Origin of the sequence: Sphingobium sp. V4, from assembly GCF_029590555.1 — a bacterium.
Lineage (GTDB): Bacteria > Pseudomonadota > Alphaproteobacteria > Sphingomonadales > Sphingomonadaceae > Sphingobium.
In genome coordinates, this window is record NZ_CP081002.1 from 441,471 (window position 1) to 463,323 (window position 21,853).

Annotated in this window: 28 protein-coding genes; 7 read left to right on the forward strand and 21 right to left on the reverse strand. The window is 64.9% G+C overall.

What is annotated here, in order from left to right:
• The first annotated feature begins 29 nt into the window (after positions 1-29).
• From K3M67_RS17655 to K3M67_RS17670, 4 genes are all read left to right on the forward strand, one after another.
• A complete protein-coding gene (locus K3M67_RS17655; protein WP_285833618.1) occupies positions 30-2,732 on the forward strand; it encodes a hypothetical protein in 2,703 nt (900 codons plus the stop codon).
• 14 nt (positions 2,733-2,746) lie between these two features.
• Positions 2,747-3,172, forward strand: a complete 426-nt coding sequence (locus tag K3M67_RS17660) for a flagellar biosynthesis protein FlgB (RefSeq protein WP_285833619.1) — start codon at positions 2,747-2,749, stop codon at positions 3,170-3,172.
• A 417-nt stretch (positions 3,173-3,589) separates the two neighbouring features.
• Positions 3,590-4,777, forward strand: a complete 1,188-nt coding sequence (locus K3M67_RS17665; RefSeq protein ID WP_285833620.1) for a helix-turn-helix domain-containing protein — start codon at positions 3,590-3,592, stop codon at positions 4,775-4,777.
• Positions 4,778-4,850: 73 nt separating this feature from the next.
• The gene (locus K3M67_RS17670; RefSeq protein ID WP_285833621.1) at positions 4,851-6,176 is read left to right on the forward strand and encodes a putative bifunctional diguanylate cyclase/phosphodiesterase; all 1,326 of its coding nucleotides are present in this window, start codon (positions 4,851-4,853) and stop codon (positions 6,174-6,176) included.
• Between the two features lie 68 nt (positions 6,177-6,244).
• Here the strand turns inward: K3M67_RS17670 and K3M67_RS17675 are convergent, their stop codons facing one another.
• From K3M67_RS17675 to flgC, 8 genes are all read right to left on the reverse strand, one after another.
• Positions 6,245-6,667 carry a flagellar biosynthesis protein FlgN gene (locus K3M67_RS17675; protein WP_066863395.1) on the reverse strand — a complete coding sequence of 141 codons (423 nt, stop codon included), beginning with the start codon at positions 6,665-6,667 and terminating at the stop codon, positions 6,245-6,247.
• A complete protein-coding gene (locus K3M67_RS17680) occupies positions 6,657-6,944 on the reverse strand; it encodes a rod-binding protein (RefSeq protein ID WP_066863397.1) in 288 nt (95 codons plus the stop codon). Before K3M67_RS17680 ends, K3M67_RS17675 begins: the two co-directional genes overlap by 11 nt.
• A 1-nt stretch (position 6,945) precedes the next feature.
• Positions 6,946-8,061: a flagellar basal body P-ring protein FlgI gene (locus K3M67_RS17685; RefSeq protein ID WP_198163011.1), complete on the reverse strand. Its 1,116-nt coding sequence runs from the start codon at positions 8,059-8,061 to the stop codon at positions 6,946-6,948.
• A gap of 118 nt (positions 8,062-8,179) precedes the next feature.
• Entirely contained in the window at positions 8,180-9,247 is a 1,068-nt protein-coding gene (gene flhB, locus K3M67_RS17690) for a flagellar biosynthesis protein FlhB (protein WP_066863403.1), read from the reverse strand.
• Between the two features lie 3 nt (positions 9,248-9,250).
• Complete coding sequence (locus K3M67_RS17695) at positions 9,251-10,006, reverse strand: flagellar biosynthetic protein FliR (RefSeq protein WP_285833622.1); 756 nt, start codon at positions 10,004-10,006, stop codon at positions 9,251-9,253.
• Positions 10,007-10,010: 4 nt separating this feature from the next.
• Complete coding sequence (locus K3M67_RS17700; protein WP_066863409.1) at positions 10,011-10,274, reverse strand: flagellar biosynthetic protein FliQ; 264 nt, start codon at positions 10,272-10,274, stop codon at positions 10,011-10,013.
• A gap of 135 nt (positions 10,275-10,409) precedes the next feature.
• On the reverse strand, positions 10,410-10,736 hold the full coding sequence (gene fliE / locus K3M67_RS17705; protein ID WP_285833623.1) for a flagellar hook-basal body complex protein FliE: 327 nt from the start codon (positions 10,734-10,736) through the stop codon (positions 10,410-10,412).
• 11 nt (positions 10,737-10,747) lie between these two features.
• A complete protein-coding gene (gene flgC / locus K3M67_RS17710; RefSeq protein WP_285833624.1) occupies positions 10,748-11,155 on the reverse strand; it encodes a flagellar basal body rod protein FlgC in 408 nt (135 codons plus the stop codon).
• Between the two features lie 114 nt (positions 11,156-11,269).
• Between flgC and K3M67_RS17715 the strand changes: the two genes are divergently transcribed.
• From K3M67_RS17715 to fliP, 3 genes are read left to right on the forward strand one after another with little or no spacing between them, the layout of a single operon-like run.
• On the forward strand, positions 11,270-11,503 hold the full coding sequence (locus tag K3M67_RS17715; protein ID WP_066863417.1) for a FliM/FliN family flagellar motor switch protein: 234 nt from the start codon (positions 11,270-11,272) through the stop codon (positions 11,501-11,503).
• A 6-nt stretch (positions 11,504-11,509) separates the two neighbouring features.
• A complete protein-coding gene (locus K3M67_RS17720; protein ID WP_066863420.1) occupies positions 11,510-11,800 on the forward strand; it encodes a flagellar biosynthetic protein FliO in 291 nt (96 codons plus the stop codon).
• On the forward strand, positions 11,793-12,536 hold the full coding sequence (fliP, locus tag K3M67_RS17725; protein ID WP_285833625.1) for a flagellar type III secretion system pore protein FliP: 744 nt from the start codon (positions 11,793-11,795) through the stop codon (positions 12,534-12,536). The genes K3M67_RS17720 and fliP overlap by 8 nt, the downstream gene beginning before the upstream one ends.
• Before the next feature lie 55 nt (positions 12,537-12,591).
• Here the strand turns inward: fliP and K3M67_RS17730 are convergent, their stop codons facing one another.
• Genes K3M67_RS17730 through motA form a run of 13 tightly spaced genes read right to left on the reverse strand, consistent with a single transcriptional unit; the run spans position 12,592 to position 21,836 of the window.
• A complete protein-coding gene (locus tag K3M67_RS17730; protein WP_066863426.1) occupies positions 12,592-13,215 on the reverse strand; it encodes a PilZ domain-containing protein in 624 nt (207 codons plus the stop codon).
• A 20-nt stretch (positions 13,216-13,235) separates the two neighbouring features.
• Complete coding sequence (locus K3M67_RS17735; protein ID WP_066863429.1) at positions 13,236-13,661, reverse strand: hypothetical protein; 426 nt, start codon at positions 13,659-13,661, stop codon at positions 13,236-13,238.
• Positions 13,662-13,676: 15 nt separating this feature from the next.
• Entirely contained in the window at positions 13,677-14,540 is an 864-nt protein-coding gene (locus tag K3M67_RS17740; protein ID WP_066863432.1) for a flagellar motor protein MotB, read from the reverse strand.
• 17 nt (positions 14,541-14,557) lie between these two features.
• Complete coding sequence (locus K3M67_RS17745; protein ID WP_066863779.1) at positions 14,558-14,830, reverse strand: hypothetical protein; 273 nt, start codon at positions 14,828-14,830, stop codon at positions 14,558-14,560.
• Positions 14,831-14,846: 16 nt separating this feature from the next.
• Positions 14,847-15,374 (reverse strand): chemotaxis protein CheD, encoded by a 528-nt coding sequence (locus tag K3M67_RS17750; RefSeq protein ID WP_285833626.1) that lies wholly within the window; start codon positions 15,372-15,374, stop codon positions 14,847-14,849.
• Positions 15,375-15,378: 4 nt separating this feature from the next.
• Positions 15,379-15,768, reverse strand: coding sequence for a response regulator (locus K3M67_RS17755; protein WP_066863438.1), 390 nt, complete (start codon positions 15,766-15,768; stop codon positions 15,379-15,381).
• Between the two features lie 15 nt (positions 15,769-15,783).
• The gene (locus K3M67_RS17760) at positions 15,784-16,803 is read right to left on the reverse strand and encodes a protein-glutamate methylesterase/protein-glutamine glutaminase (protein ID WP_066863441.1); all 1,020 of its coding nucleotides are present in this window, start codon (positions 16,801-16,803) and stop codon (positions 15,784-15,786) included.
• Positions 16,800-17,693 (reverse strand): CheR family methyltransferase, encoded by an 894-nt coding sequence (locus K3M67_RS17765; RefSeq protein ID WP_502958921.1) that lies wholly within the window; start codon positions 17,691-17,693, stop codon positions 16,800-16,802. Before K3M67_RS17765 ends, K3M67_RS17760 begins: the two co-directional genes overlap by 4 nt.
• The gene (locus K3M67_RS17770; protein WP_066863444.1) at positions 17,690-18,184 is read right to left on the reverse strand and encodes a chemotaxis protein CheW; all 495 of its coding nucleotides are present in this window, start codon (positions 18,182-18,184) and stop codon (positions 17,690-17,692) included. Before K3M67_RS17770 ends, K3M67_RS17765 begins: the two co-directional genes overlap by 4 nt.
• Positions 18,181-20,289 carry a chemotaxis protein CheA gene (locus K3M67_RS17775; RefSeq protein WP_066863447.1) on the reverse strand — a complete coding sequence of 703 codons (2,109 nt, stop codon included), beginning with the start codon at positions 20,287-20,289 and terminating at the stop codon, positions 18,181-18,183. The genes K3M67_RS17770 and K3M67_RS17775 overlap by 4 nt, the downstream gene beginning before the upstream one ends.
• Entirely contained in the window at positions 20,286-20,651 is a 366-nt protein-coding gene (locus tag K3M67_RS17780) for a response regulator (protein WP_066863450.1), read from the reverse strand. The genes K3M67_RS17775 and K3M67_RS17780 overlap by 4 nt, the downstream gene beginning before the upstream one ends.
• Complete coding sequence (locus K3M67_RS17785; RefSeq protein ID WP_285833627.1) at positions 20,648-20,968, reverse strand: STAS domain-containing protein; 321 nt, start codon at positions 20,966-20,968, stop codon at positions 20,648-20,650. Before K3M67_RS17785 ends, K3M67_RS17780 begins: the two co-directional genes overlap by 4 nt.
• Complete coding sequence (motA, locus tag K3M67_RS17790) at positions 20,952-21,836, reverse strand: flagellar motor stator protein MotA (RefSeq protein WP_066863455.1); 885 nt, start codon at positions 21,834-21,836, stop codon at positions 20,952-20,954. Before motA ends, K3M67_RS17785 begins: the two co-directional genes overlap by 17 nt.
• Between the last annotated feature and the right edge of the window lie 17 nt (positions 21,837-21,853).

A 21,853-nucleotide genomic window follows, 5' to 3' on the forward strand; every position in this document is an offset into this window, starting at 1 on the left:
GCCGGCAGCTTCCGGCGATGGAGGATTGCTTGACGATAAATTTATCCAACGGCCTGGTCGGCCTGTCCCTGCTGGGAGGAACCAACGGCTTCACCTCCTATTATGCGTCGACGACCGACACGCCGGCAGTGATCGACGCGAAAAAAGCTTTCACCCTGCCGGAAACCACGCCGCCCTGGCAGGAGGAACCGAGCGACGCCCCGCTGAGCACCCAGATCGCGGCGATCAAGCGGCTGAAGACGATCATCGACACCAGTAGCGACAATGGGCTGGAGGATCTGCCCGACATCCAGACCGCCTTCACCACCTACAAGGCGCTGGACGCCTTGCGCCTGTTAGCCGACAGCGCAGCCAAGAAGACGACGTCTTCGACGGAACGGCTGGCGCTGCAAAAGATATTTGCCAAGGGGTTAAGCGACCTACAAACCTTTCTGGGACAGGCGGAAACCGATCTTCTGACCCTGAACTATGGGCTGGTCACGCGTCGATCGGAAAGCATCGGCATCGAGACGACCGACAGTTCGGGCAAGGTCTATGCCGAAGGCGTCAGCGCGACGCGCGACGGCGCCCTCGCCGGCCTGACTGGCAATGAAGTGTTCAGCGTCACACTCACGCGCGGCACGGCCACCGAAACGGTCACGGTGGATCTGTCGACCACGACACAGCCACCGACGCTGGATTCGGTTGCCGACGCCCTGAATGCCGCAATCGGGGCGACGCCCGCGCTTGATGGCAGCGGCAATCCGATCCTGGATGCGGGCGGCAACCCGACCAGTCTGTGGAAGTCGCGATTCACGGTCGAGAAGAGCGGGGACACATGGGGTCTGGCCTTTACCGCAGCCGGTATCGAGAAGGCGTCGATCGATCAGGTCAACGCCACCGACGCGCTGATGATAGCCAGTGGCCGAACCGCCACGGACGGACCTACATCGGCGCAGATATTCCGCGTGGACGATCCGGCGTCGGCGCTCGAAACCGAACGGCTGAGCACGATCAACGCCATCGACAGCAAGGCAACCGCCCAGGCTCAGGCCGTCGCGGCCGCCAATGCCGACGCCGATGACGAGGATGCAGCCGATCCCATCGTCTATGTCGGTACGACCGCCCGCGCGATCGCCACGGATGCCCAGGGCTTCAGCTATGTCGTCGGCACCACCGCCGGCGATCTGGGCAGCTCCCTGTCGGACGGCGATGACGACCTGTTCCTCACCAAGGTCGACAGCGAGGGCCGGACCGTGTGGCAGCGCAGCCTGGGCGCGGCCGGAACCGGCGAAGGCGCTGCAGTCACCATCGCCGCCAACGGTGATATCGTCGTCGCGGGCACGGTCAGCGGCGCCTTCACCGGCAGCGATGACAGCCAGACCGACATGCTCGTCGCGCGCTTCTCCGCCAACGGGACGCAGACTTTCGCCACGGCCATCCGGCAGGTCGGCAACGAAAGCGCCACCGCGCTCGCCGTCGGCGATGACGGCAGCCTTTATGTCGCGGGCCGCGCTTCCACGGGCGGTGGCGACGCCGTGCTCGTGCGGCTCGATGCGACCGGCAAGGTTCAGGAAAAGCGGACCATCGACAGCGGCGGGTCGGACTCGATCACCGCGCTGGCTATCGACGGGTCGGGCGAACTGCTGGCGCTTACCAGGGAGGGCGCCGATGCGACGCTGAGGCGGATCGATGCGCAGGCGTTGTCGACCGATCTTGGATCGGTCAGCCTCGGCGCAGTCGATGCCCGTGCGATCGCGGTATCGGACAGTCGCGAAATCGCGGTCGCCGGCGCTGCCAGCGTGGCGGTCGATGGCGATCAGGCCAATGGCATGACTGGCGGGCGCGATGCCTTTGTGACCCGGATCACGTCCGATTTCTCCTCGGCCAGTACGAGCTATATCGGCACCACCAGCGACGATCAGGCCGACAGCCTGGCCTATATGAACGGCGCACTCTATGTGGGTGGTCGCACCAATGGCGCGCTCGAAGGCACGAAAAGCGGCAAGGTCGACGGCTTCGTCGCCCGGATCGACACGACCACCGGCGCGGTTGCGGACGTGGACCAATGGGGTCTCGTCACGCACAGCGTCGAACCGGTGAAGATCACAGCCGTGACCGGCGGCGCGACCGCGCTGGGCGCGCTGGGCCTCGGCCGGGGATCGCTGAGCCCGACCGTATCGGCCACCATTTCCTCCCAGACCACGCTCAAGGAAGGCGACAAGTTCAGCCTGCGCGTCGATGGCGGCACAGTACGCACCATCACCATCGGCAAAGATGAAAGCATGGCCACGCTGGCGCAGAAGATCCAGCGCATCACCGGAGTGAACGGCACCGCCACTACGGCGAAGGTCGATGGCGAGCAGGTGTTGCGCGTCGACGCCAAAACCGGACACAGCATCGAGCTGATCGCCGGCCCGGACGGCGGCGACGCGCTGGCCAAGCTGGGCATGACCCCGATCCGGCTCGTCGCCCCGGCGCCCAAGGATCCCGATGCGCCAAAAGTGACGCCCGGCGGCACATACAGCCTCAACCTGAACGACATGCTCAACCTGACCGACCTGAAGTCCGCGGGAGCGGCGCTGTCCCGGATCAATGCCGCCCTGTCGATGACGCAGAGCGCCTATCGATCGCTCTATTGGGATTCGTCCAAGGAAGCCCAGATCAACGGCACCGTGACCGGCGGCGGTTCCGTCTATCAGCAGGCCCGGCTTGCCCAGTATCAGGCGGCGCTCAGTCGCCTTTCCGTGTAAGGAGCAGACCCGACATGACCTTCACTCCCTCGATACTCGACGGCATCGGCCGTTCGATGAAGCATCTCTCCGAACGCCAGCGGGTGATCGCGGAAAATATCGCCAATGGCGAAACCCCCGGCTTCAAGGCGCAGACCGTCGAAGCGCCGGACTTTTCGTCGCTTGTCCAGGTCTATGGCGGCAACGGCGGGAAACCGCGCGTCGGCCGCCCTCATGTCCAGTTGTCGGGCGGCATGGCCGCGCTCGGTGCGCAAGCGCCGCGCGCGGACAGTCGCGTGATCCTCGAAAGCGACATCAGCGAGACCAAGCCCGATGGCAATAATGTCACGCTGGAAGACCAGCTTCTCAAGATGGGAGAGGTTCAGGCGGATTTCGCAGCCATGACCAACCTGTACCGCAAGCAGATCGGCCTGCTGAAAACGGCCATCGGCAAAGGCTGATCCGCCCGTCCTGGTCCTGACTGCGCGTTCCGAAAGGGGACCGGTCGGTCGCTCAGTCCAGCCGGGCGCGTAGTCATATAGATGAGACGCGCCAGGCGACAAGCGCGTGGCAATTCCATGCATCGCTCCGCCATAGGCCATGCACGATCCCGCTAAGCGGATGCATCCTATAAGTCCGCGCGAAAAATCGTGAAGTCTTGTGAAATTTTTGGGATACATCTGCCGCCTAGATGCGTTGGAGGCAGCATTTCGTGCTCGATAATGAATCGCAACAGTATACCCTATAGGATGTTTCCAATTGTGACATCGTCAGAGTTGCTGATTGTAAATCATTGACCAACACAAAATGCTATGAGAATAGGGCAAATGAGGGAGTGACGAGCCGTTCCTAAAATTGTTCCGCACGCAGAGGGCAATATGACGCAGAAATTTGGCCAATCCCGCTCCAGAACGACCCGCCCGGCCCCCGTTCTGCGTCCACTTGCCGGCGTCGATGCCTTCCGCGCCTTCCTGTTTCCCAATAATATTCGGGAATATAGGAAAAAAAGAAATGCCGGGTCGCTGCTGCAACTATCCCAGTCGATTCCTTCCATAACCTATATTCGCCTGTCGAAGATCGAGCGCGGTGAGATTTTCGCCCGTGCCGATGAAATCAGGCAGATTGCTACTGCGCTGGAGGTCGATCCGGAGCGGCTGTTGATCGATATTGATGATGCCGCTTTCGACATCGCGGCGTGGGCGGCGGAATTTCAGTCGCCCGACAGCGCCGATCCGCTTGCGGACAGCTTGGCCGTGCTGGTGGCCGCCGCCGTTCGCGCGCGGCGGGCGGCGGACGCTTCGTTGACGATCGCCGCCTTCGAAATGGACTATGGCATCGCGCCGGTCATCCTGTCCCGGATCGAAAATGCCTACAAGCCCTTCGATCGTTGGAGCGCTGACATCCAGCAGGCGCTGTGTCGCCTCTTCGGCGTGCGCGATGCCGCCGGGCTGGAACAGGATGTCGTCCTCGCCCATGCGAGGGGTGAACTGGACGCCATGCTGCCCATGATCGCCAACCCGGAAACCCGGATCGCCAAGACCCGCGCCAGAATTCTCGCGCTACGGCGCGAACTGGCTGCCGAAGGTCGACGCACCCGGCCACTGCCACGCCCCAAGGCCGCGCACCCGGCATTGGGCAGCCTCATGCCAGACGACGTCTCGGCGCCCGTGCTGGACGCCATCCACGCGTCGGACAATGTCACCGTGCGCCTCGTCCCGGTATTCGGCGCGCCGCTCAACGACGGGCTGATCGCGCGCATCGCGACCGGCGAACAGGTCGAAGCGCCCCGCAATGCCGGACCGCGCGCCTATGGCCTGCGGATATGCCGGCCGACGCTGGGTTCGGGATTACCGGGCCGGTCGACGATCATTGTCGATCCCGATCGCTTTCCGTCGGCCGGCGGCCTGGCGGTCATCCGTGAAGCGGAAGGCCTTCGGCTGCTGTCCGTGACATTCGACCGGCAAGGGCGGATGTTCGGCTATAGCGAACATCCCGATCGGGAGATCGCCATCGACGATGTCGCCCCCGAAGATGTCGCAACCGTGCTGTCGGCACAGTTCGAATAAAGATTGGCCCGCCCCGGACATCGCTCGTCATTCTCCGCCCTATAATGGAGAGTGGAGGATAACCGGTTGAACCATGTCGATTTCTGGCACGATCAAGTCTGCGCTCGGACGCGGTTCGCGCTCCTCACTCCCGCCGTCGGCCGTCATGTCGAACGGCTTTTCCTCGCGCCAGCGCCTGCAACATGCGCTGGACGAGATGGTCGAGGCCCGCGAGCCTGCCGATCGGCTGGCGCTGCTGCTGATCGACCTTGACCGTTTCGACCTGGTCAACGACCTGTGCGGCCCCGCCAAGGGCGATGCGGTGCTGGAGATCGTCGCCCGGCAGAGGCTGGGGAGCATCCGGACCGTCCGGTCGATCCATCTCGCGGCGGACAAATTCGCCTGCCTCTTTCCCTTTGCCGGTGACGAAGCGATCGCCCTGGCACTCGCGGACACGGTACAACAAGTCATCCGTGAACCCATTCTGCTGGGAGAGCATGTGGTTTACCTGACCGCTTCGGGCGGACTGGTGATCGCGGACGAGCCGGCGCTGTCGGCGGATGACCTGCTTCATGCAGCCTCCCTCGCCTTGTCCCATGCTCAGCAGGCCGGTGGCGAGACCGTGCGATGCTTTTGTCCGGAGATGTTCACGGACCTCGACGATCGCACGGAATTGGAGAATGATCTTCGCACCAGCCTGATGCGGGGCGAAATATTGCCCTATTATCAGCCGATCATATTGCTAGACAACAGCCGCCCCAAGGGGTTCGAGGCGCTCGCGCGCTGGCACCACCCGCGCCAGGGGCTGCTGGGGCCGGACCGCTTCCTGCCCATCGTCGACGACATGGGGCTGGACCGGGATCTGCTGTTCATGATGCTGCGCCAGGTCTGCCGCGATGCGCGGGACTGGCCGGCGCATTTCACCGTGTCGATCAACATCTCGCCCGCACAGCTTTGCGATCCCGACAATGCGGTCATGCTGCTACGCATCCTCTTCGCCTCCGGGCTGGCGCCCGGCCGCCTTATCGTCGAGATCACGGAGAGCGCGCTGATCCATAATCTGGCGAGCGCGCACGAAACCATCCGTTCGCTGCGCAATACCGGCGTTCGCATCGCCCTGGACGATTTCGGCACGGGCTATGCCAGCCTCAGCCGCCTTTGCAATCTGGAGATCGACCATCTCAAGATCGATCGGACGCTGATCCAGTCGCTGGACCGGGAAGCGGGCCGCAAGCTCGTCAAGGCGGTCGTCGATCTCGGCCGCAGCCTCTCCATGCCCGTCACCGCCGAGGGGATCGAAACCCCGGACCATGCGCGGTTTCTCCGCGACCTCGATTGCGCATTCGGCCAAGGCTATTATTTCGGCCGGCCGGAACCGGCCGATGCGGCCCGGACGCGGGCCCTTTCATCCCATCCATGAGAACAGGACAGGGCGGATACGAAAAAGGCGCGGTCCCTGCCGCGCCTTTTCTTTCGATCAGCCTGGACTTAATATTCGCCGTTGAAGGAGATAGGAGTGGTCAGTTCCATCTTAGCCAGATCACCGCGCGCGCCATAGGTGCGGGCGCGATTGCCCGCCAAACGACGCGCTTCGGCGGCGATCGCGGTCATCATCTCCATCGACAGGTCGATCTGGCGCTCCAGCAAGCTGGCGTTTGTGGCAGAGGCGTGGCGCAGTTCGGCCAGCGCTTCGATCAGCCGCTCTCGTATCTCGACTTCCATTTCCTCGGCCCATTCCGGCTGATGCCGGTTGCGCCGGGCCAGCAACTCCTCCAGCCGCGCGACGAGGCGGGCCTTCGCCGCCGCCAGTTCCGCAAGGCTCAACGCGCGCTCCTGCCCCTGCAGCCGCCGAGTTTCCTCGTTCATGATCGCCGACAGGGAAGTCATGATGTCGATCATCTCATTGGGCATCCTTCTCTCCTCCCTGCATCCGGATAATCTGCGCCTCCACCGCTGATGCGAGGCCCAGGCCCCGCCCCTTCGCGATCTGCGCGCCGATCTGCTCGGCCAATATGCCGCGAAACATGGACTCGCCCGACCCGCCGGTGAAGTCGCCGTCCATCTCGACCGATTCCATCATGATCTTCGCGATCTGGCCGGCAAAGACACCCTCGAACTCGCGCGCGACCTTTGCGGCACTGCCGGTGGCACGGGATGTCACGGGCAGCGCGCTGACAGCGTCCGCCATATTATTGCACCGCGATTTCGGCCTGGAGCGCACCGGCGCTGCGCAAGGCCTGGAGAATAGTGATGAGGTCGCGCGGGCTGACGCCCAGCGCATTGAGGCCCGACACCAGGGACTGGAGCGACGCCCCGCCACCCAGCAGGGCGAGCGAGGCGCCGTTGCCATCGTCCGCTGTGATCTGCGTGCGCGGGAGCGTGACCGTCTCGCCATTGGACAAGGGACCGGGCTGCGAGGCGACCGGATTTTCGCTGACGCTGATGGTCAGGCCGCCCTGCGCAATGGCGACCGGGCTGATGCGGACATCGGCACCCATGACGACCGTGCCCGCTGCCTCGTTGATGACGATGCGGGCAGGCTGGTCGACCTCCACGGTCATATTCTCGACACGGGTGACTAGCTCGACGACCGAACCGGCAAAGGCGCCGGCAGGACGGATTTCGACCGTCGCGGGATCGAGTACTTCGGCGGTGCCGGGCATCTGCCGATTGATGACGCCGGCGATCCGGTCCGCCGTCGTGAAGTCGGGATTCTTGAGCGCCAGCTTCAGGCTGGTGGCGGATTTGAGCGCGAAAGGCACTTCCCGCTCGATGATACCTCCGCCCGCGATCCGGGCGGTCGTGGTGACTCCACGGCTGAGGCGCGCGGCGGCCCCCTGCGCCTTGAAGCCCGACACGGCGACCGGTCCCTGCGCCACGGCATAGATTTCGCCATCGAGGGCGCGGAGCGATGACACCAGCAGGGTTCCGCCCTGAAGGCTGGTGGCATCGCCCAGTGCCGAAACCTGCACATCGATGGTCGATCCGGCGCGGGCGAAGGGCGGCATGGTCGCCGTCACGGACACCGCCGCGACATTCTGCGTCAGCATTTGCGTCCCCCGAATGTTGACGCCCATCCGCTCCAGCATCGCCTGCAACGTCTCTTCGGTGAAGGGAATGTTGCGGATGCGGTCGCCGGTGCCTTGCAGGCCGACCACGAGACCGTAGCCGACCAGCTGGTTGGGCCTCACATTCTGGACATCGACGATATCCTTGATCCGCGGCGTGGGACCGGCCAGCGCCGGGACCGGCGCCAATGCCGCGAACAACGCGGCCAGGGTCAGGGTCGGCGATTTCGTCAGCATCTTCATCTTAGTCCTTATAGGAGGATGGAGAGAGGGAATGGGGAGAAGGAAGCGCAAATTGCGTCTTTCGATCGTGCCGGCGTCGGCGGAGCCGACGACCGCAGCAAAGCGCGCACGACTACCGCCCCTGTCTGGCGAGCCGCATGACATAGCCGATGATTTCGGCCACCGCGGCATAATGCTCGATGGGAATGGGACGGTCGATCTCGACTGTGGCATAGAGCGCGCGAGCGAGCGGCGGCGCCTCGACGATGGGGACATTGGCGCCCTTCGCAACCTCGCGGATACGCAGCGCCACGGCATCGACGCCCTTCGCCACCACCACCGGCGCGGCCATGGCGCCATGGTCATATTTCAATGCCACGGCATAATGGGTGGGGTTGGTGATGATGACGCTCGCTTCCGGGACGGCTGCCATCATGCGGCGTCGGGCACGCTGCATCTGGATCTGGCGAATCTTGCCCTTGATCTTGGGATCGCCTTCGCTCTGCTTATGCTCGTCCTTCAATTCCTGAAGCGTCATACGCATCCGCTTGATGAAGGCGCGATTCTGGTAGAGGAAATCCGCGACCGCCAGCAGCACGACCAGCAGAGTGACGGCGCGGATCGCCTCGAACGCCATGCGGCCCGCAACCAGACCGACACCGCCCGGCGTATAGCCGACCAGTTGATCGAGGCCGCCAAAGCGCGGGCGCAGCACGAGAAAGGCGACCGTCGCGATGGCGCCGAACTTCGCGAGCGTCTTTGCGAACTCGACCAGAGCACGGGTTCCGAACAGGCGCTTGAAGCCCGACATGGGGTTCAGCTTGGACCATTTGGGCGCGACGCGCGACCAACTCAGTGTCACCCGCCCCTGCAGGAACAACGTGCCCAGTGCGCAGGCGAACAATACCCCCATGACGGGCGCCAGGCTGAGCGCGACATGGCTCATGATCCCGGCCGCGACATCGCGGGCGCCATGGCCGTCGAGGCGGTAATCATCGGCGCTGCCCCAGAGGCGAGCGAGCATGCTAGCCAGACCGGACAGGGCCGACATGCCGGCCCAGCCGATGACGATGGTCGCGCCGATCATCATCGTCGCATGGCGCATCTCCGGCGAGAGGGCGACATCGCCCTTCTTGCGGGCGTCCTCCAGCCGCTTCTGCGTCGGGGCGTGGGTGCGCTGGTCCTTGTCGGCCTCGGCCATGGGTCAAAAGCTCCAGCCGCTGGCCATGAAATCGCCCATGGCAGTGGCGAAACCGGTCAGCATCGTGCCCCCGACCATCGCCAACAGCGAAAGGCCAAGCAGCAGGTTGAGCGGCTGGGTGATGAAAAAGACCTGGATCGCCGGCGCCACGCGGGCGGCGAGGCCAAGGCCCAGGTTGAAGATCACGCCATAGAGGATCAACGGCGCGGCAAGGCTGACGCCCAGCCCGGTCGCCCGCCCCAGCACGCCCACCGCCAGCATGGCGAAATCCCGTGCCGGTGCCAGACCTCCCACCGGAAACAGGGCGTAGCTGTTGACGATCGAGGCGATCCACAGATGATGGACACCCAGCGCCATGCAAACGATCACCGCAGCGAGGCCGATAAGGCGCGCGAGCAGCGGCGACTGGCCGCCTAGGGACGGATCGGCCACCAGCGCGGAAGCAAGGCCGATCTGCATACTGGCGATGGAGCCGGCCATGGCCGCCGCGCTGAACAGCATCTTGACGATCATGCCCATGGCGATGCCGACCAGCATTTCGGCGATGATAATGATCGGCAGAACCGCCTGCGATGCGGCTAGCGGGGCGATCTTCGGGCCGAGGAGACCATAGAGGCCGAGGGAAAAGCCCAGGGCCATGACCAGCCGGATCTGCGGAGGCACGGTTTCCTCCGAAAAGGCGGGGAGCAGCATCAATACCGCCCCCACCCGCGCGAAGAGGATCAGGAACGTCGCCGCATCGATGGGAATCTGGTCCATGACGCTATCCGTGGACGATGGCGTCGGCGATGCGGTCCATGAAGACCGACAACGCCTGGCCGATCATCGGCAGGCTGAGCAACAGCACGATCCCCAGCACCACCAGTTTGGGCACGAAGGTCAGCGTCATTTCCTGCACCTGGGTCAACGCCTGCAACAGGCCGATGGCGACACCGACGATCAGCGCGGCGATCAGCATCGGTCCCGCGATGGTCAGCACTAGCATCAACGCGGCGCGCACGATTTCCATGACGTCAGTGGAAGCCATGACTGTTCCTTTGTGGTGGTGGAGCCGGCATGATTGGTCGCCGCCGTTCAGCGCTGAGCCTGTCCCAAGCCGCGTGCCTTGCCGGCGAGAACTTTGGCCCTGCAACAGGCTCAGGCGAACGGGGGCGGAGTTTCGCTAAATCTGCATCCGCATGATTTCGGAATAGGCGCTCACCACACGATCGCGAACGGCGACGACCGTATCGAGCGCCGTCTCGGCCGCGCCGATCGCGGTGACGACATCGATCATGTCACCCTTCCCCGCCACCTGCTTGGCGCTTTCCGTCTCGGCGACGCGCAGCGTTCCCACAGCATCGCTCACCATGGTCTCGATCATCGATCCGAAACTGCCGCCGCCGGCCTCCTTCTGACCGATGCCGGTGGTGCCTTCGCCCGCCAAGGGCGCGAGGGTCTTGAGCGAGCGGCCGTAGGCGGCCGCCGCGTCGAGGGTTCCGATTGCCATGTAAAGTTCCTTTATTTCAGCAGGTCGATGGTCCGCATGGTCATGCCGCGCGCGGATTCGATGGCGTTGAGGTTGGCCTCGTAGGATCGCTGCGCCGCTTTCATGTCGGCGGTTTCGATGAGACTGTTGACGTTGGGGCGCTGAACATAGCCGCTGGCGTCGGCGGCCGGATTGCCCGGCTCGTAGACGCGCTGGAACTGGCTCTTGTCGCCCTCGATCGACTTCACCGCCACGCGGGTGGCGCCGGTGGCGCGATCGACTTCGCTCCGGAAGGTGGTGACGCGCCGCCTGTAGGGATCGCCCCCCGGCCTGGTCGCCACGGAATCCGAGTTCGCCAGATTTTCGGCGATCACCCGCATCCGCAGCGACTGGGCGCGCAGGCCGGAGGCCGACACGCCGATGGATGAATCCAGGTCCATTCTTTCATGCTCCTGACTGCGTGAGGCAGACAGTCCCCTTATAGGCAATTTTTGCCGGGCGCCGGGCCTGATCCTATAAAATTATTCCTATAACGAACCTGAAAGGAGACCCCTATGTCGGTCCTCGAAGGTATCCCCATTGACCTGTCGATCGTGCTCGGTTCCACCGACCTGCCCATCCGGCAGGTGCTCAAGATGAGCCGCGGCGCGATGATCCCGCTCGACTGCGATCATAATGATCCCACGCGCGTCTATGTGAACAACGAACTGGTGGCGGAGGGCAAGATCCTGGTCGATGGCGAACATATGTCGCTGGAAATCACTCGCGTCATCCAGCGCAAGAGCTGATCCGCCATGGATATGCTATCACTGCTGCGCATGATCGGCGCGCTGGGCGTGGTGCTGGGTCTGCTCGCGGGCGGGCTGTGGATCGTGCGCCGCTACGAGATCCGCCTGCCGCAGAAATTCCTGTCCGGTTTCGGGCCTGCCGGTGCCCCTCGCCGCCTCGAACTGGTCGAGCGGCTCGCGCTTGACCCGCGACGCTGCGTCGCACTGATCCGCAAGGACGGGCGCGAACATATGCTGCTGATCGCTCCCGAAGGGCTGCTGATCCTCGATGCCGGAACGGAGACGCCGGATGCGTAAATCTTTCCTGATCGGCGGCGCCATCGCCGCGACCGCGCTGATGCTCGCCCTGCCCCAGGCCGCCCACGCGAAGGACATGCTGCCGGGCACGGGCGACGGGTCTTTGTCCGGCCGCGCGATCCAGCTGGTGCTGATGCTGACGGTGCTGAGCCTCGCGCCTGGCATATTGATGACCATCACCTCCTTCACCCGCATCGTCGTGGCGCTGTCGCTGCTGCGCTCGGGCCTGGGCGTCCAGGGAGTCCCGCCCAACCCTGTGGTCATCAGCCTGGCGCTGTTCCTCTCCTTCTTCGTCATGGGACCGACCTTCGATACGGCCTGGAAGCAGGCAATGGTCCCCTATAATGAGGGACGGATCAACGAGACGCAGGCGCTGGAACGGGCCAGCGCGCCGTTCCACGGTTTCATGCTGAAACATGTGCGCGACGAGGATGTCGGCCTGTTCGTCCAGCTCTCGGGGAAGCCCGCGCCCAATCGCGCACAACTGCCGATGACGACTCTGATGCCTGCCTTCATGATCTCCGAACTGCGGCGCGCCTTCGAAATCGGCTTTCTGCTGCTCTTGCCCTTCCTCGTCATCGATCTCGCGGTGGCGGCGGTACTGATGGCCATGGGCATGATGATGCTCCCGCCCGCGACCATATCCCTGCCGATGAAGATCATCTTCTTCGTGCTGGTCGACGGCTGGGCCTTGATCGCCGGATCGCTGGTCAAGAGTTTCGCTATGCCGGGCTAGCTTGATCCACCCTCCTATCCAAAGGCCCGGCGGCAGGCTGTCGTCGGGCCGTTCTTCATGCCTGCGATTGCTGCCAGGCCAGCCAGCCGCCCAGTTCCTCGAAGGCCAGCGGTTCCACGAACGCCATGCCGAGCGCGCCATCGCTCGCCCAGCGCACACCGCCCTTACGTTCCGGCAGGCCGGGAATGGCAAGCGTCAGCAACTGATCCTGCTCCGCCTCGAAATCCACCTCCAGCCGGGCGCCGCCCTGCGAGACATTGACCAGCCGTCCGGCATGGCGCCGACCATCGCCGCGTAATTCGGCGCGGCAGTCGACCGCGAAGCGCGGCGCCCGCACCAGCCCCTGCTCGATGCTGCGCACGGTCGCGCGCGCGAGCACCGTGCCCACGTCGACCGGCGTGTCGAACGCGATGCCCATGCGCCCCTCGCACAGCCAGCGCACGCGACCGGACAATTGATCGCCGGCCTTGAGTTCGATCGCGACCGGGTCATCGACCAGCAGCGGCACATGGACCTCCGCCATCAGACCGCCATTCGAAAGGTTGCGGATGCGGCACAGCGCCTCGCCATGCGCGCTGATCATCTTGCCGATCAGCAGGATGGTGGTGACACGGGCCTCGCGCGGCCTGTGCGCGCGGTCAGGCGCGCGTTTCTCTGCGGACTCTTTGGGCAGGGGCAAGATCGTCTCCTTTCCTGTTCCTAAACGGGCGACGCCTGCGTCACAGCCACGCCACGAACGATGTCGGGACCGTAAATTTCACGCGCAGCGTCCATGACCACCTTCCGAAATGCTGCGACACCCGGGATCAACCCGTCAGGGCCGCTGGCCAGGGGCGTGCGATAGGTACGCATGTTCACCGCATTCAGCAGTAACGGCAGTTTCGCTTTCACCAATTCCCCCTGTCCCTGAGAGACTTCCAGCTGTATATCGAAAGACGTATAACCCGAAAGTCGACCATCTGGAAAGACAAGTGGCGCCATTATGGCTCCTGTAGGAACAAATTCCGTCTCGATTACAGCGGGACGGCGCTCCTGAGGCCGGATCATGCCGACGCCATAGGCACTCGCCCCGCCCACGCCGACCCCCAATATCAGGGCGATCAGCGCACCTGCGATTATCTTCATCGCCCTTCCTCCCGGTCAGAATTTGAAACTGGCGTCGCGGGGCAACGCCGACGGCGCGGCCAGGACGACGATCGTGATGCGGCGGTTTTCCGGCAGGTCCGGACGATCGGGATAGACTGGCTCGGTTCCCGCCTTCGCTACCACTTCGCCGAAGCGATCGGGCGTCAACCCGGCGGCGACCATGGCGGAGCGGGCGGCAAGCGCGCGCTGGGCGGACAGCAGCCAGTTCGCGTCGCTCTGTCCGCCTGTGCTGTCGGTATGCCCCTCGATCGCGATCTGCGCCTTGGTTCCCGCCAGTTTGCCAGCAACTTTCGCCAGCATGTCCCGCGCGAAATCGTTGAGCTGCGCGGTGCTGCCGCGAAACATGGATCGCTTGGCGCTGTCGACCAGATGGATGCGCAGCCCGTCCCGGCTCTGTTCGACATCGACGTTGCGCCTCGCATCGACGGCGGTGATCGGTGGCTCTATCGACAGGCGCATCTCTTCGGCGAGGACCCGTAAAGCCGCTTCGGGCACTTCGGCCGTGCCGCCCCGGGACGCGCCCTTGACACCGGCCTCCGCCGACGGTTCGCCCACAGGATCGCTGTCCGCCGCCTGCGCATGACGCGAATGACCGCCGAGCCCCGGCTGCGCGCCTGGCAGCGATGTCAGGGTCGTCGCCGGCGAATCCTTGGCCGATACCGGCGAAAAATAGTCGGCCAGCCCCTTCAACTGCGCCTTGTCAGGATTGGCCAGCAGCCACAGCAGCATGAAGAAAGCCATCATCGCCGTCACGAAGTCGGCATAGGCGACCTTCCAGGCGCCGCCATGATGGCCGCCATGCGCTGCCTTCTTGACCTTCCGGATAATGATCGTCGGTTCGCCGCCGCCGCTGCTCATCTCGCCCCTCTCCCGCTTCAGCCCAGCGCCAGGCGCAGGCGCTGCTGCACCACGGCCAGCCGCACGTCATCGACCGCACTGTCCAGATCCTGCCCCGTCGCCACCCGGTCGAGCAGCGTCGCGCTTTCGTCGACATGCTGGACGATCAGGTCGAACGCCTGGAGCTGGTCCAGATAGTCCATCACGAAACGCTCGTCGGCGACCAATGTGGCCGCCAATTCCTCCACGAGCCCCCGCGTCACGCGCATTTCCTGCGCCAGCGCGGCGCACAGCGCCACTTGCCTCGTCATCTTGTCCCCCGATTCCTCAAAATAGCTCGACATCGCCCGCCGCAGCCAGCACCGGCGCTGGCCGGGTGCGGGGCGGCAGGGGCGGCGCCTCGGCGACGCTGGTCGATCGTACCCGTCCTTCGAAAGGCATATATTCGACCTTGCGCGCCTGCACCCCGCCCAGTTCGCATCGACCGATGGCGATCCCTTCGGTCTCCATGAAGCCACGCGCGAAAGCGGCATTGCCGCTGCCGATCCCGCCCAACCCCGCGATGATATTGGCGCCGCCGTAGAGATGGCCACGCAGGCGCGAACGCTGGGCGCCCCGCTGCATCATGGCGTTGATCAGCAATTCCATCGCATGGACGCCATAGCGCTGCATGTCCGCAGTGCCGACCGGCGCGTCGGCGCCCGGCTCTCCCAGCAGAAAATGGTTCATGCCTCCCACCCGCGCCACCGGATCCTGCAGGCAGGCGGCGACGCAGGAACCGAGCAGCGTGGTGATGACGACGCCCGGCTCCGACACGACATGATATTCGCCCTGGACGATCGCGACGCGGCGCATGGGCTCAGGCCAGCTCGCCGAAGACGCGCTCAATCTTCTCCTTGAGCGCGGCGGGCGCGAAGGGCTTGACCACATAATTGTTGACGCCCAGCGCCGCCGCCTTCTGCACGACCTCCTTGTCGGCCGAACCAGTAAGCATGATGAACACGGTCTTGCCGATCACCGGATCGGCGCGCACCGCCTCCAGAAACTGCAACCCGTCCATGTCGGGCATATTATAGTCCGAGATGATGAGGTGGACGCGATCCGCCTTGATCGCGGCCAGCGCTTCGACCGGACCGGCCTTGTCGCGCACATCCTTGAACCCCAGATCCTGGAGCGTGCGGCGGATCATCGCGCGCATACTCGTCTGATCGTCGACCACCATTACCTTAATTGCAGACGCTGCCGGCATGAACCCTACCCCGATTTAAAGCCGGCACAGACCGAGGATCGCCTCGGGCATGGCCGACAAACTCACTTCCCTTTCCACCGCACCCAGTTCGAAGGCGGCGCGTGGCATTCCGTAAACGACGCAGCTATCGCGGTTCTGGCCCAGCGTGCGGGCGCCCGCATCGCGCATGACGCGCAAGCCCTGCGCCCCGTCGCTGCCCATGCCGGTCAGGATCACTCCCACCCCGCGCGTCCCCAGGGGCGCGACGGAACGGAACAGCATGTCCACCGATGGACGATGTCCCGACACCGGATCACCGGGCAGAAGCCGGATCTTGCCGCTGCTGCCACCGACCAGTTCCATATGCTGCGCGCCGCCGGGCGCGACATAGACCGTCCCGCGTTGCAGCATCATCCCATGCGCCGCCTCGACCACTTTGACGCGGCAGTCCCGATCCATGCGGACGGCAAAGCCGCTGGTGAAGGCCGCCGGCATGTGCTGGACGACCAGCACGGGCGGGCAATCGGGCGGCAGCGCGCCGACCAGCGAGAACAGCGCCTCGACCCCACCGGTGGACGCGCCGATCGCGATCACGACGTCGCGCAGCTTGCCGGCGGACGCCAGCGGAGCCGGCGGCGCGGGCGCGCGACGGACGGAGGACCGCGCCGCCGCCTTCACCATCTTGCGCAACAGCGCGCCGTTCTGCGCCATTTCCTCGGCATTGCCCGATGGCTTGGCGATGCAGTCTACCGCGCCCAGGCGCAAGGCCTCGATCGTCGCCTCCGCGCCCCGCGCCGTCAGCGTGGAACACATGATGACCGGCATGGGGCGCAGCCGCATGATCTTTTCCAGGAAGGACAGGCCGTCCATCCCCGGCATCTCGATATCCAGCGTCACCACGTCCGGGTTCAGCGTCTTGATCATCTCCCGCGCGGCATGGGGTTCGGGCGCAGCGCCGATCACCTCGATCTGCGGGTCGCTGCCCAGCAATTTCGTCAGCATCGCCCGCATCGACGGGCTGTCGTCGACGATCAGGACGCGCGTCGTCTCGCTCATTGCGCGCCTCCTCTGCGAACATAGATAGTCTGGCCGGCCGGCTCCATCAGCCCCGCAGCGGGGCCGATCAGCCTTTCGCTATGGCCGATATAGAGCGTACCGCCGGGGCTGAGCATCTCGACGAAGCGCGCCTCCAGTTCGGCTTTCGCCTTGTCGTCGAAATAGATCATCACGTTCCGGCAGAAGATCGCATCATAGCTCTGGCGCATCGGCCAGGGTTCGAACAAGTTGAGCACCCGCGCGGTCACCAGCGATCGCAACGCGTCGGACACGACATGGCTGTCCGGCCCCTCCTGCCGCAGCCATTGCTGGCGATAGGCAGCCGGAATCGGCTGGATCGTTCCAGTCGCGTAACGCGCATCGCTGACGGCCCGCACCACATGTGGGGCGATGTCGGTCGCCAGCAGGCGCACGTCACCCTGCTTCAGCCAGGCGGCGCTCGACCCGCTTTCACCGGCCATCGTCATGGCGATCGAATAGACTTCCTCTCCGCTGGAACAGCCCGCCGACCAGATCCGCACCTTCTGCCCGGCCCGCGCCCGCGCTTGCAGGCGGGGCAGGACATGGGCGCGCAGATGATCGAAATGATGGGCTTCACGGAAGAAATGGGTGTGGTTCGTGGTCAGCGCGACGACCATCGCCGCCCGCTCCTGCGCATCGTCGCGCACCAGCGCCAGATAGTCGGCAAAGCGCGTCAGCCCGTTTTCGCGCAGCCGGCGGCTCAGGCGTGAATGGACGAGCGTCATCTTGGCTTCCACCAGATGGATGCGCGCGTCCTTCTGCATGATCGCAGCGATCTCGCGGAACTGGGCCGTGGTCAGCTCGCCCTGTGCGGCAAGCGGCGACCCGGCTCCAGCACCGTCGCCGCTGATGGCGACGGCCTGGTTCACGCGGCGATATCCATGATATGGCGGGTCAGGCTGAGCGCATCGAGGTCCAGCAGCAGCACCATGGTTTCGGCATGGCTCGCGTCCGACGTCCGGCGTTCGATGCGGACCAGGCCGGCAATTGCGCTCTGTTCATTCACCTCGACATCGGGCGCGGGCTGGATGTCGGCGCTGTCGATGACGACGATGTCCGCCACTTCATCGACCAGGAAACCCGCCTGCCGCTGCCCGATCGCGACGACCAGGATGCACGACCGCGAATGCAGCACGCTCGGAGTCCAGCCCAGCCGCTCGGCGAGGCCGACGACCGGCACCACAGCGCCGCGCAGATTGGTCACGCCCTTCACATAGCTGGGCACGCTGGGCAGCGGGGTGGGTTCTTCCCATTCGCGGATTTCGATCAGGGCGCGCATGTCGATGCCGAACATCTGATGACCCAGGGTGAAGGTGACGATCTTGCGCTCTTCGCCTTCGGTTTCTTGCGTCTTGCTCATGCAGCCATTCCTTTCAGGGCAGATTTGAAGCCGGTCGCGACGACCAGCGCATCGATGTCGAGGATCAGGGCGATGGAGCCGTCGCCCAGCACCGTGGCCCCGCCGAGGCCGCGAATGGGGTGGAGATTGTCCTCCAGGCTCTTGATGACGACTTCGCGCCGGTTATCGATGGTGTCGACCATCAACCCGACATGGCCCGCCGCCTCGCTCTCGACGATGATGACCAGCGAGTCCTCCGGCCTGCGCTCGCCGGTCAGGCCGAACATCTCGCCCACCCGCCGCACGGGCAGATACTGGCCGCGCAGTTCGATCACTTCCGACGTGGGCGATGTCGCCTGCACCTGGCCGGGCGCAGGCTGGACGGTTTCGATCACATTGGTCAGCGGCAGGACGTAGCGCTGCTTGCCCAGCCGCACGATCATGCCGTCCAGGATCGCCAGCGTCAGCGGCAAACCCATGGAGAAGGTCGTGCCCTCGCCCGGCACCGACTGGATATCCAGCCGCCCGCCCAGCGCCTCGACATTGGAGCGCACCACATCCATGCCGACACCGCGGCCGGAAATATTGGAAATGGTCTCGGCCGTCGAAAATCCGGGCGCGCAGATCAGGCTGTCGATCTCCTCGTCGGACAGCTGGGCGTCGGCGGCGATGATGCCGCGTTCGATCGCCTTGGCGCGGACCCGTTCCCGGTTGATGCCGCGGCCGTCGTCGCTGATCCGCACGATGATGCGCGCGCCCTTCTGCTCGGCCGACAGGCGAATCGTGCCTTCGGCGGGCTTCCCGGCGGCGATGCGCTCCTCGGGGCTTTCGATACCGTGATCGACGGCATTGCGGATCATGTGCGTCAGCGGATCGCCGATCTTCTCGATCACGCCCTTGTCGACCTCGGTCGTCTCGCCGGTGGTGACGAGTTGCACCTGCTTGCCGGTCTCGCCCATCAGGTCGCGCAACATGCGCGGCACGCGCGAAAAGGCCTGCCGGATCGGCTGGGCACGCAGCGACATGACATTGTCCTGAATCTGCCGCGTCAGGCGCGACAGTTCGGGCAATTCGACCCGTTCCTGATCGGCGGGCGAAAGGCGATCGGACAGGATCGACCCCCGGATCACCAGTTCCCCGACCAGGTTCAGCAGCTGGTCCAGCTTGCCAAGATCGACGCGAATGCTCTGGGCCGGTGCTTCAGCCTTGGGCTTCTCGACCGCTGGCGCCACATTGCCCGCCACCAGCGTCAGCGCCGGGCGTTCCGTTTCCTCGATCACAGGCACCGAAACCGCCGCTTCGACGACGGGCGGGGCGATCGCGACGTCCGCCCGGCCGATCTCGATCAGCGAATCCGGCGCGACGAAGTCGAAGCAGTCGCGGATCGCCTGTTCCTCGACCGAGGCCGGCAGATCCAGCGTCCAGACCAGATAGCCCTCCTCCGGGTCCAGATCGCGCAGCCCGGGCAAGCGGCTGGTGTCCGCCGCGGCGACACGGCCACCCATGTCCTCCAGCTCGCGGATCACCAGCATCGGCTCCGCGCCATTGGCCATCGCCGCGCGCGACGGGCCGAAACGCACCGTCCAGCCCGCAGGTTCGGCCGCGACCAGATCGTCCAGCGCCACCATCACCGGCTCGAAGCCGAAGGGATCGAAATCCTCGACCATCGCAGCGACCGGCGTGAAGCCAAACTCATCCGCCTCAGCGACCGGCGCCGGAGCGCCTGGCTCCGCCGGGGCGCCCTTGCTGGCTAGGATCGCATCGAGCTGTTCCAGCGTCGCCGCATCATCCGGGAAGGCCGAACCGCTCTGCGCCGCCGCAACATGATCCGACAATATGTCGAATGCATTGAGCATGATGCGCGTGACCTCGGCGCTCGCCGGGATGTGCCCCGCCCGCACTTCGTCCAAAACATTCTCGAATCGATGGGAGAAGGCCTGCAACGCGCCGTGGCCGAAGGCGCCCGAACCGCCTTTGATCGAATGGACGGCGCGGAACACCCCCGCGATCACGTCAGCCGACACGTCTCCCGCCGCCATGGCGGACAGGCCTTCCTCGGCGATGACCAGGCCTTCGGCACATTCCTCGAAGAAGATGCCCTGAATTTCGTCCAGCTCGTCGCTCATGGGCACACGCGGCGGATGGCCGCCCCCAGCTTGGTCGCGTCGAACGGCTTGGTGATCCAGCCGGTCGCCCCGGCCTGCCGGGCGCGCGTCTTCTTGTCGTCCGAAAACTCGGTCGACAGCACCAGGATCGGCGTGCCGCGGAATTCGGGCACCGAACGAACCGCCTCGATCAGTTCGAAGCCGTCCATGCGGGGCATGTTGATGTCGGTAATCAGCAGGTCGGGCTTCACCTCATGCATCCGCTCCAGCCCATGCTGGCCGTCATCGGCGCTTTCGATACGAAAGCCCTGCGCGGTCAGCGATGCCTTCAGCAACATCCGCATGGACGCGGAGTCATCGACGGTCAGGATCAATTTGCTCACGAAAGAAGGTCCTTTTCCACGGAAAGGCCGATGGCCGGCGCCAGCCCGCAGGCGGTCACCCGATCGACAAAGGCGGGGCTGGGGTTGCGAATGACGAAGCTCTGCCCCTGGGCGTCGGCCTCCGCCTTGGCGGCGACCAGCAGTTGCAGCACCGCCTGGCCGACGCTTTCGACCGCGCCGGCGTCCACTTCCATCGCGCCGTCGAAATCGCTCGCCAGCACCAGGCGGACGCGCAGATCCTCGGCGGTCACGGTCGTTCCGTGCGGCGGCAGGGTCAGCGATCGGTCGTCGGCGACCGGATCAGACAGGTTTGGCATTGAGCTGGTCCTTCACATCGTCGAGCGCGGCTTCGAGCTGCGCGAATGAGGGGGCGTAGGCGGACGGGGTCATGCGTCGCGCCAGTTCGATGGCCACCTGGGTCGGCTGGCCCTGGGCGTGGCCGATGATCGCGGTCTTGACGATCAGATAGGGCTTGAAGTCGGCATCGATGATCTGGTGCAGCTTCGATGCGATCGGACCGACCAGGCAGTAGGCGAGCAGCACGCCCAGGAAGGTGCCGACCAGCGCGCCGCCGATCATGGCGCCCAGCACTTCGGTCGGCTGATCGATCGAACTCATCGTCTTGATGACGCCCAGCACCGCCGCCACGATGCCCAGCGCGGGCAGGCCGTCCGCCATCATCTGGATCGCATTCTGGGGCAGCAATTCCTCGGCATGATGGCGCTCGATGTCGCCCTCCATGGCTTCGGCCATCTGGTGCGGGTCCTCGAAATTGACCGTCATCATGCGCAGATAGTCGCAGATGAACTCGATCAGCCCCTGATCCTGCAACAGCTTGGGATAGCGGCTGAAGATGCTGCTTTCCGCCGGCTGGTCGAGATGCTTTTCTATCGCGTTCGCGCCGTCCTTCCGGAAGGTGGACAGCAATGTATACAGCAGCGCGAGCAGGTCGCGGAAATCCGCCTCGGTCCACCGCACGCCCTTGAAGACGCGGACCGTCCCTTTCCACGCCTTCTTCACAGTGCTCATCGAGTTGCCGAGAATGAAGGCGCCGACCGCCGCGCCGGCAATAGCCAACATCTCGTGCGGCAAGGCATGAAGGATGACGCCGAGATTGCCGCCCGACATCAGGAAGCTGCCGAAAACACACAGCAGGATGACGACGAGGCCGATGGCATTGAGCATGGATCAGTCCGCTTGAG

What these genes read in the sequence shown, in the direction of transcription:
- fliP (WP_285833625.1), top strand. Translation starts at nt 11,793, where the DNA reads ATGCGTAAATCTTTCCTGATCGGCGGCGCCATCGCCGCGACCGCGCTG.
- K3M67_RS17675 (WP_066863395.1), bottom strand. Translation starts at nt 6,667, where the DNA reads ATGCCCAATGAGATGATCGACATCATGACTTCCCTGTCGGCGATCATG.
- K3M67_RS17720 (WP_066863420.1), top strand. Translation starts at nt 11,510, where the DNA reads ATGGATATGCTATCACTGCTGCGCATGATCGGCGCGCTGGGCGTGGTG.
- fliE (WP_285833623.1), bottom strand. Translation starts at nt 10,736, where the DNA reads ATGGCAATCGGAACCCTCGACGCGGCGGCCGCCTACGGCCGCTCGCTC.
- K3M67_RS17670 (WP_285833621.1), top strand. Translation starts at nt 4,851, where the DNA reads ATGTCGATTTCTGGCACGATCAAGTCTGCGCTCGGACGCGGTTCGCGC.
- K3M67_RS17775 (WP_066863447.1), bottom strand. Translation starts at nt 20,289, where the DNA reads ATGAGCGACGAGCTGGACGAAATTCAGGGCATCTTCTTCGAGGAATGT.
- K3M67_RS17660 (WP_285833619.1), top strand. Translation starts at nt 2,747, where the DNA reads ATGACCTTCACTCCCTCGATACTCGACGGCATCGGCCGTTCGATGAAG.
- K3M67_RS17735 (WP_066863429.1), bottom strand. Translation starts at nt 13,661, where the DNA reads ATGAAGATAATCGCAGGTGCGCTGATCGCCCTGATATTGGGGGTCGGC.
- K3M67_RS17665 (WP_285833620.1), top strand. Translation starts at nt 3,590, where the DNA reads ATGACGCAGAAATTTGGCCAATCCCGCTCCAGAACGACCCGCCCGGCC.
- K3M67_RS17680 (WP_066863397.1), bottom strand. Translation starts at nt 6,944, where the DNA reads ATGGCGGACGCTGTCAGCGCGCTGCCCGTGACATCCCGTGCCACCGGC.
- K3M67_RS17760 (WP_066863441.1), bottom strand. Translation starts at nt 16,803, where the DNA reads ATGAGCGAGACGACGCGCGTCCTGATCGTCGACGACAGCCCGTCGATG.
- flgC (WP_285833624.1), bottom strand. Translation starts at nt 11,155, where the DNA reads ATGGACCTGGATTCATCCATCGGCGTGTCGGCCTCCGGCCTGCGCGCC.
- K3M67_RS17715 (WP_066863417.1), top strand. Translation starts at nt 11,270, where the DNA reads ATGTCGGTCCTCGAAGGTATCCCCATTGACCTGTCGATCGTGCTCGGT.
- K3M67_RS17700 (WP_066863409.1), bottom strand. Translation starts at nt 10,274, where the DNA reads ATGGCTTCCACTGACGTCATGGAAATCGTGCGCGCCGCGTTGATGCTA.
- K3M67_RS17785 (WP_285833627.1), bottom strand. Translation starts at nt 20,968, where the DNA reads ATGCCAAACCTGTCTGATCCGGTCGCCGACGACCGATCGCTGACCCTG.
- K3M67_RS17740 (WP_066863432.1), bottom strand. Translation starts at nt 14,540, where the DNA reads ATGAGCAGCGGCGGCGGCGAACCGACGATCATTATCCGGAAGGTCAAG.
- K3M67_RS17745 (WP_066863779.1), bottom strand. Translation starts at nt 14,830, where the DNA reads ATGACGAGGCAAGTGGCGCTGTGCGCCGCGCTGGCGCAGGAAATGCGC.
- K3M67_RS17770 (WP_066863444.1), bottom strand. Translation starts at nt 18,184, where the DNA reads ATGAGCAAGACGCAAGAAACCGAAGGCGAAGAGCGCAAGATCGTCACC.
- K3M67_RS17755 (WP_066863438.1), bottom strand. Translation starts at nt 15,768, where the DNA reads ATGCCGGCAGCGTCTGCAATTAAGGTAATGGTGGTCGACGATCAGACG.
- K3M67_RS17695 (WP_285833622.1), bottom strand. Translation starts at nt 10,006, where the DNA reads ATGGACCAGATTCCCATCGATGCGGCGACGTTCCTGATCCTCTTCGCG.
- motA (WP_066863455.1), bottom strand. Translation starts at nt 21,836, where the DNA reads ATGCTCAATGCCATCGGCCTCGTCGTCATCCTGCTGTGTGTTTTCGGC.
- flhB (WP_066863403.1), bottom strand. Translation starts at nt 9,247, where the DNA reads ATGGCCGAGGCCGACAAGGACCAGCGCACCCACGCCCCGACGCAGAAG.
- K3M67_RS17685 (WP_198163011.1), bottom strand. Translation starts at nt 8,061, where the DNA reads ATGCTGACGAAATCGCCGACCCTGACCCTGGCCGCGTTGTTCGCGGCA.
- K3M67_RS17750 (WP_285833626.1), bottom strand. Translation starts at nt 15,374, where the DNA reads ATGCGCCGCGTCGCGATCGTCCAGGGCGAATATCATGTCGTGTCGGAG.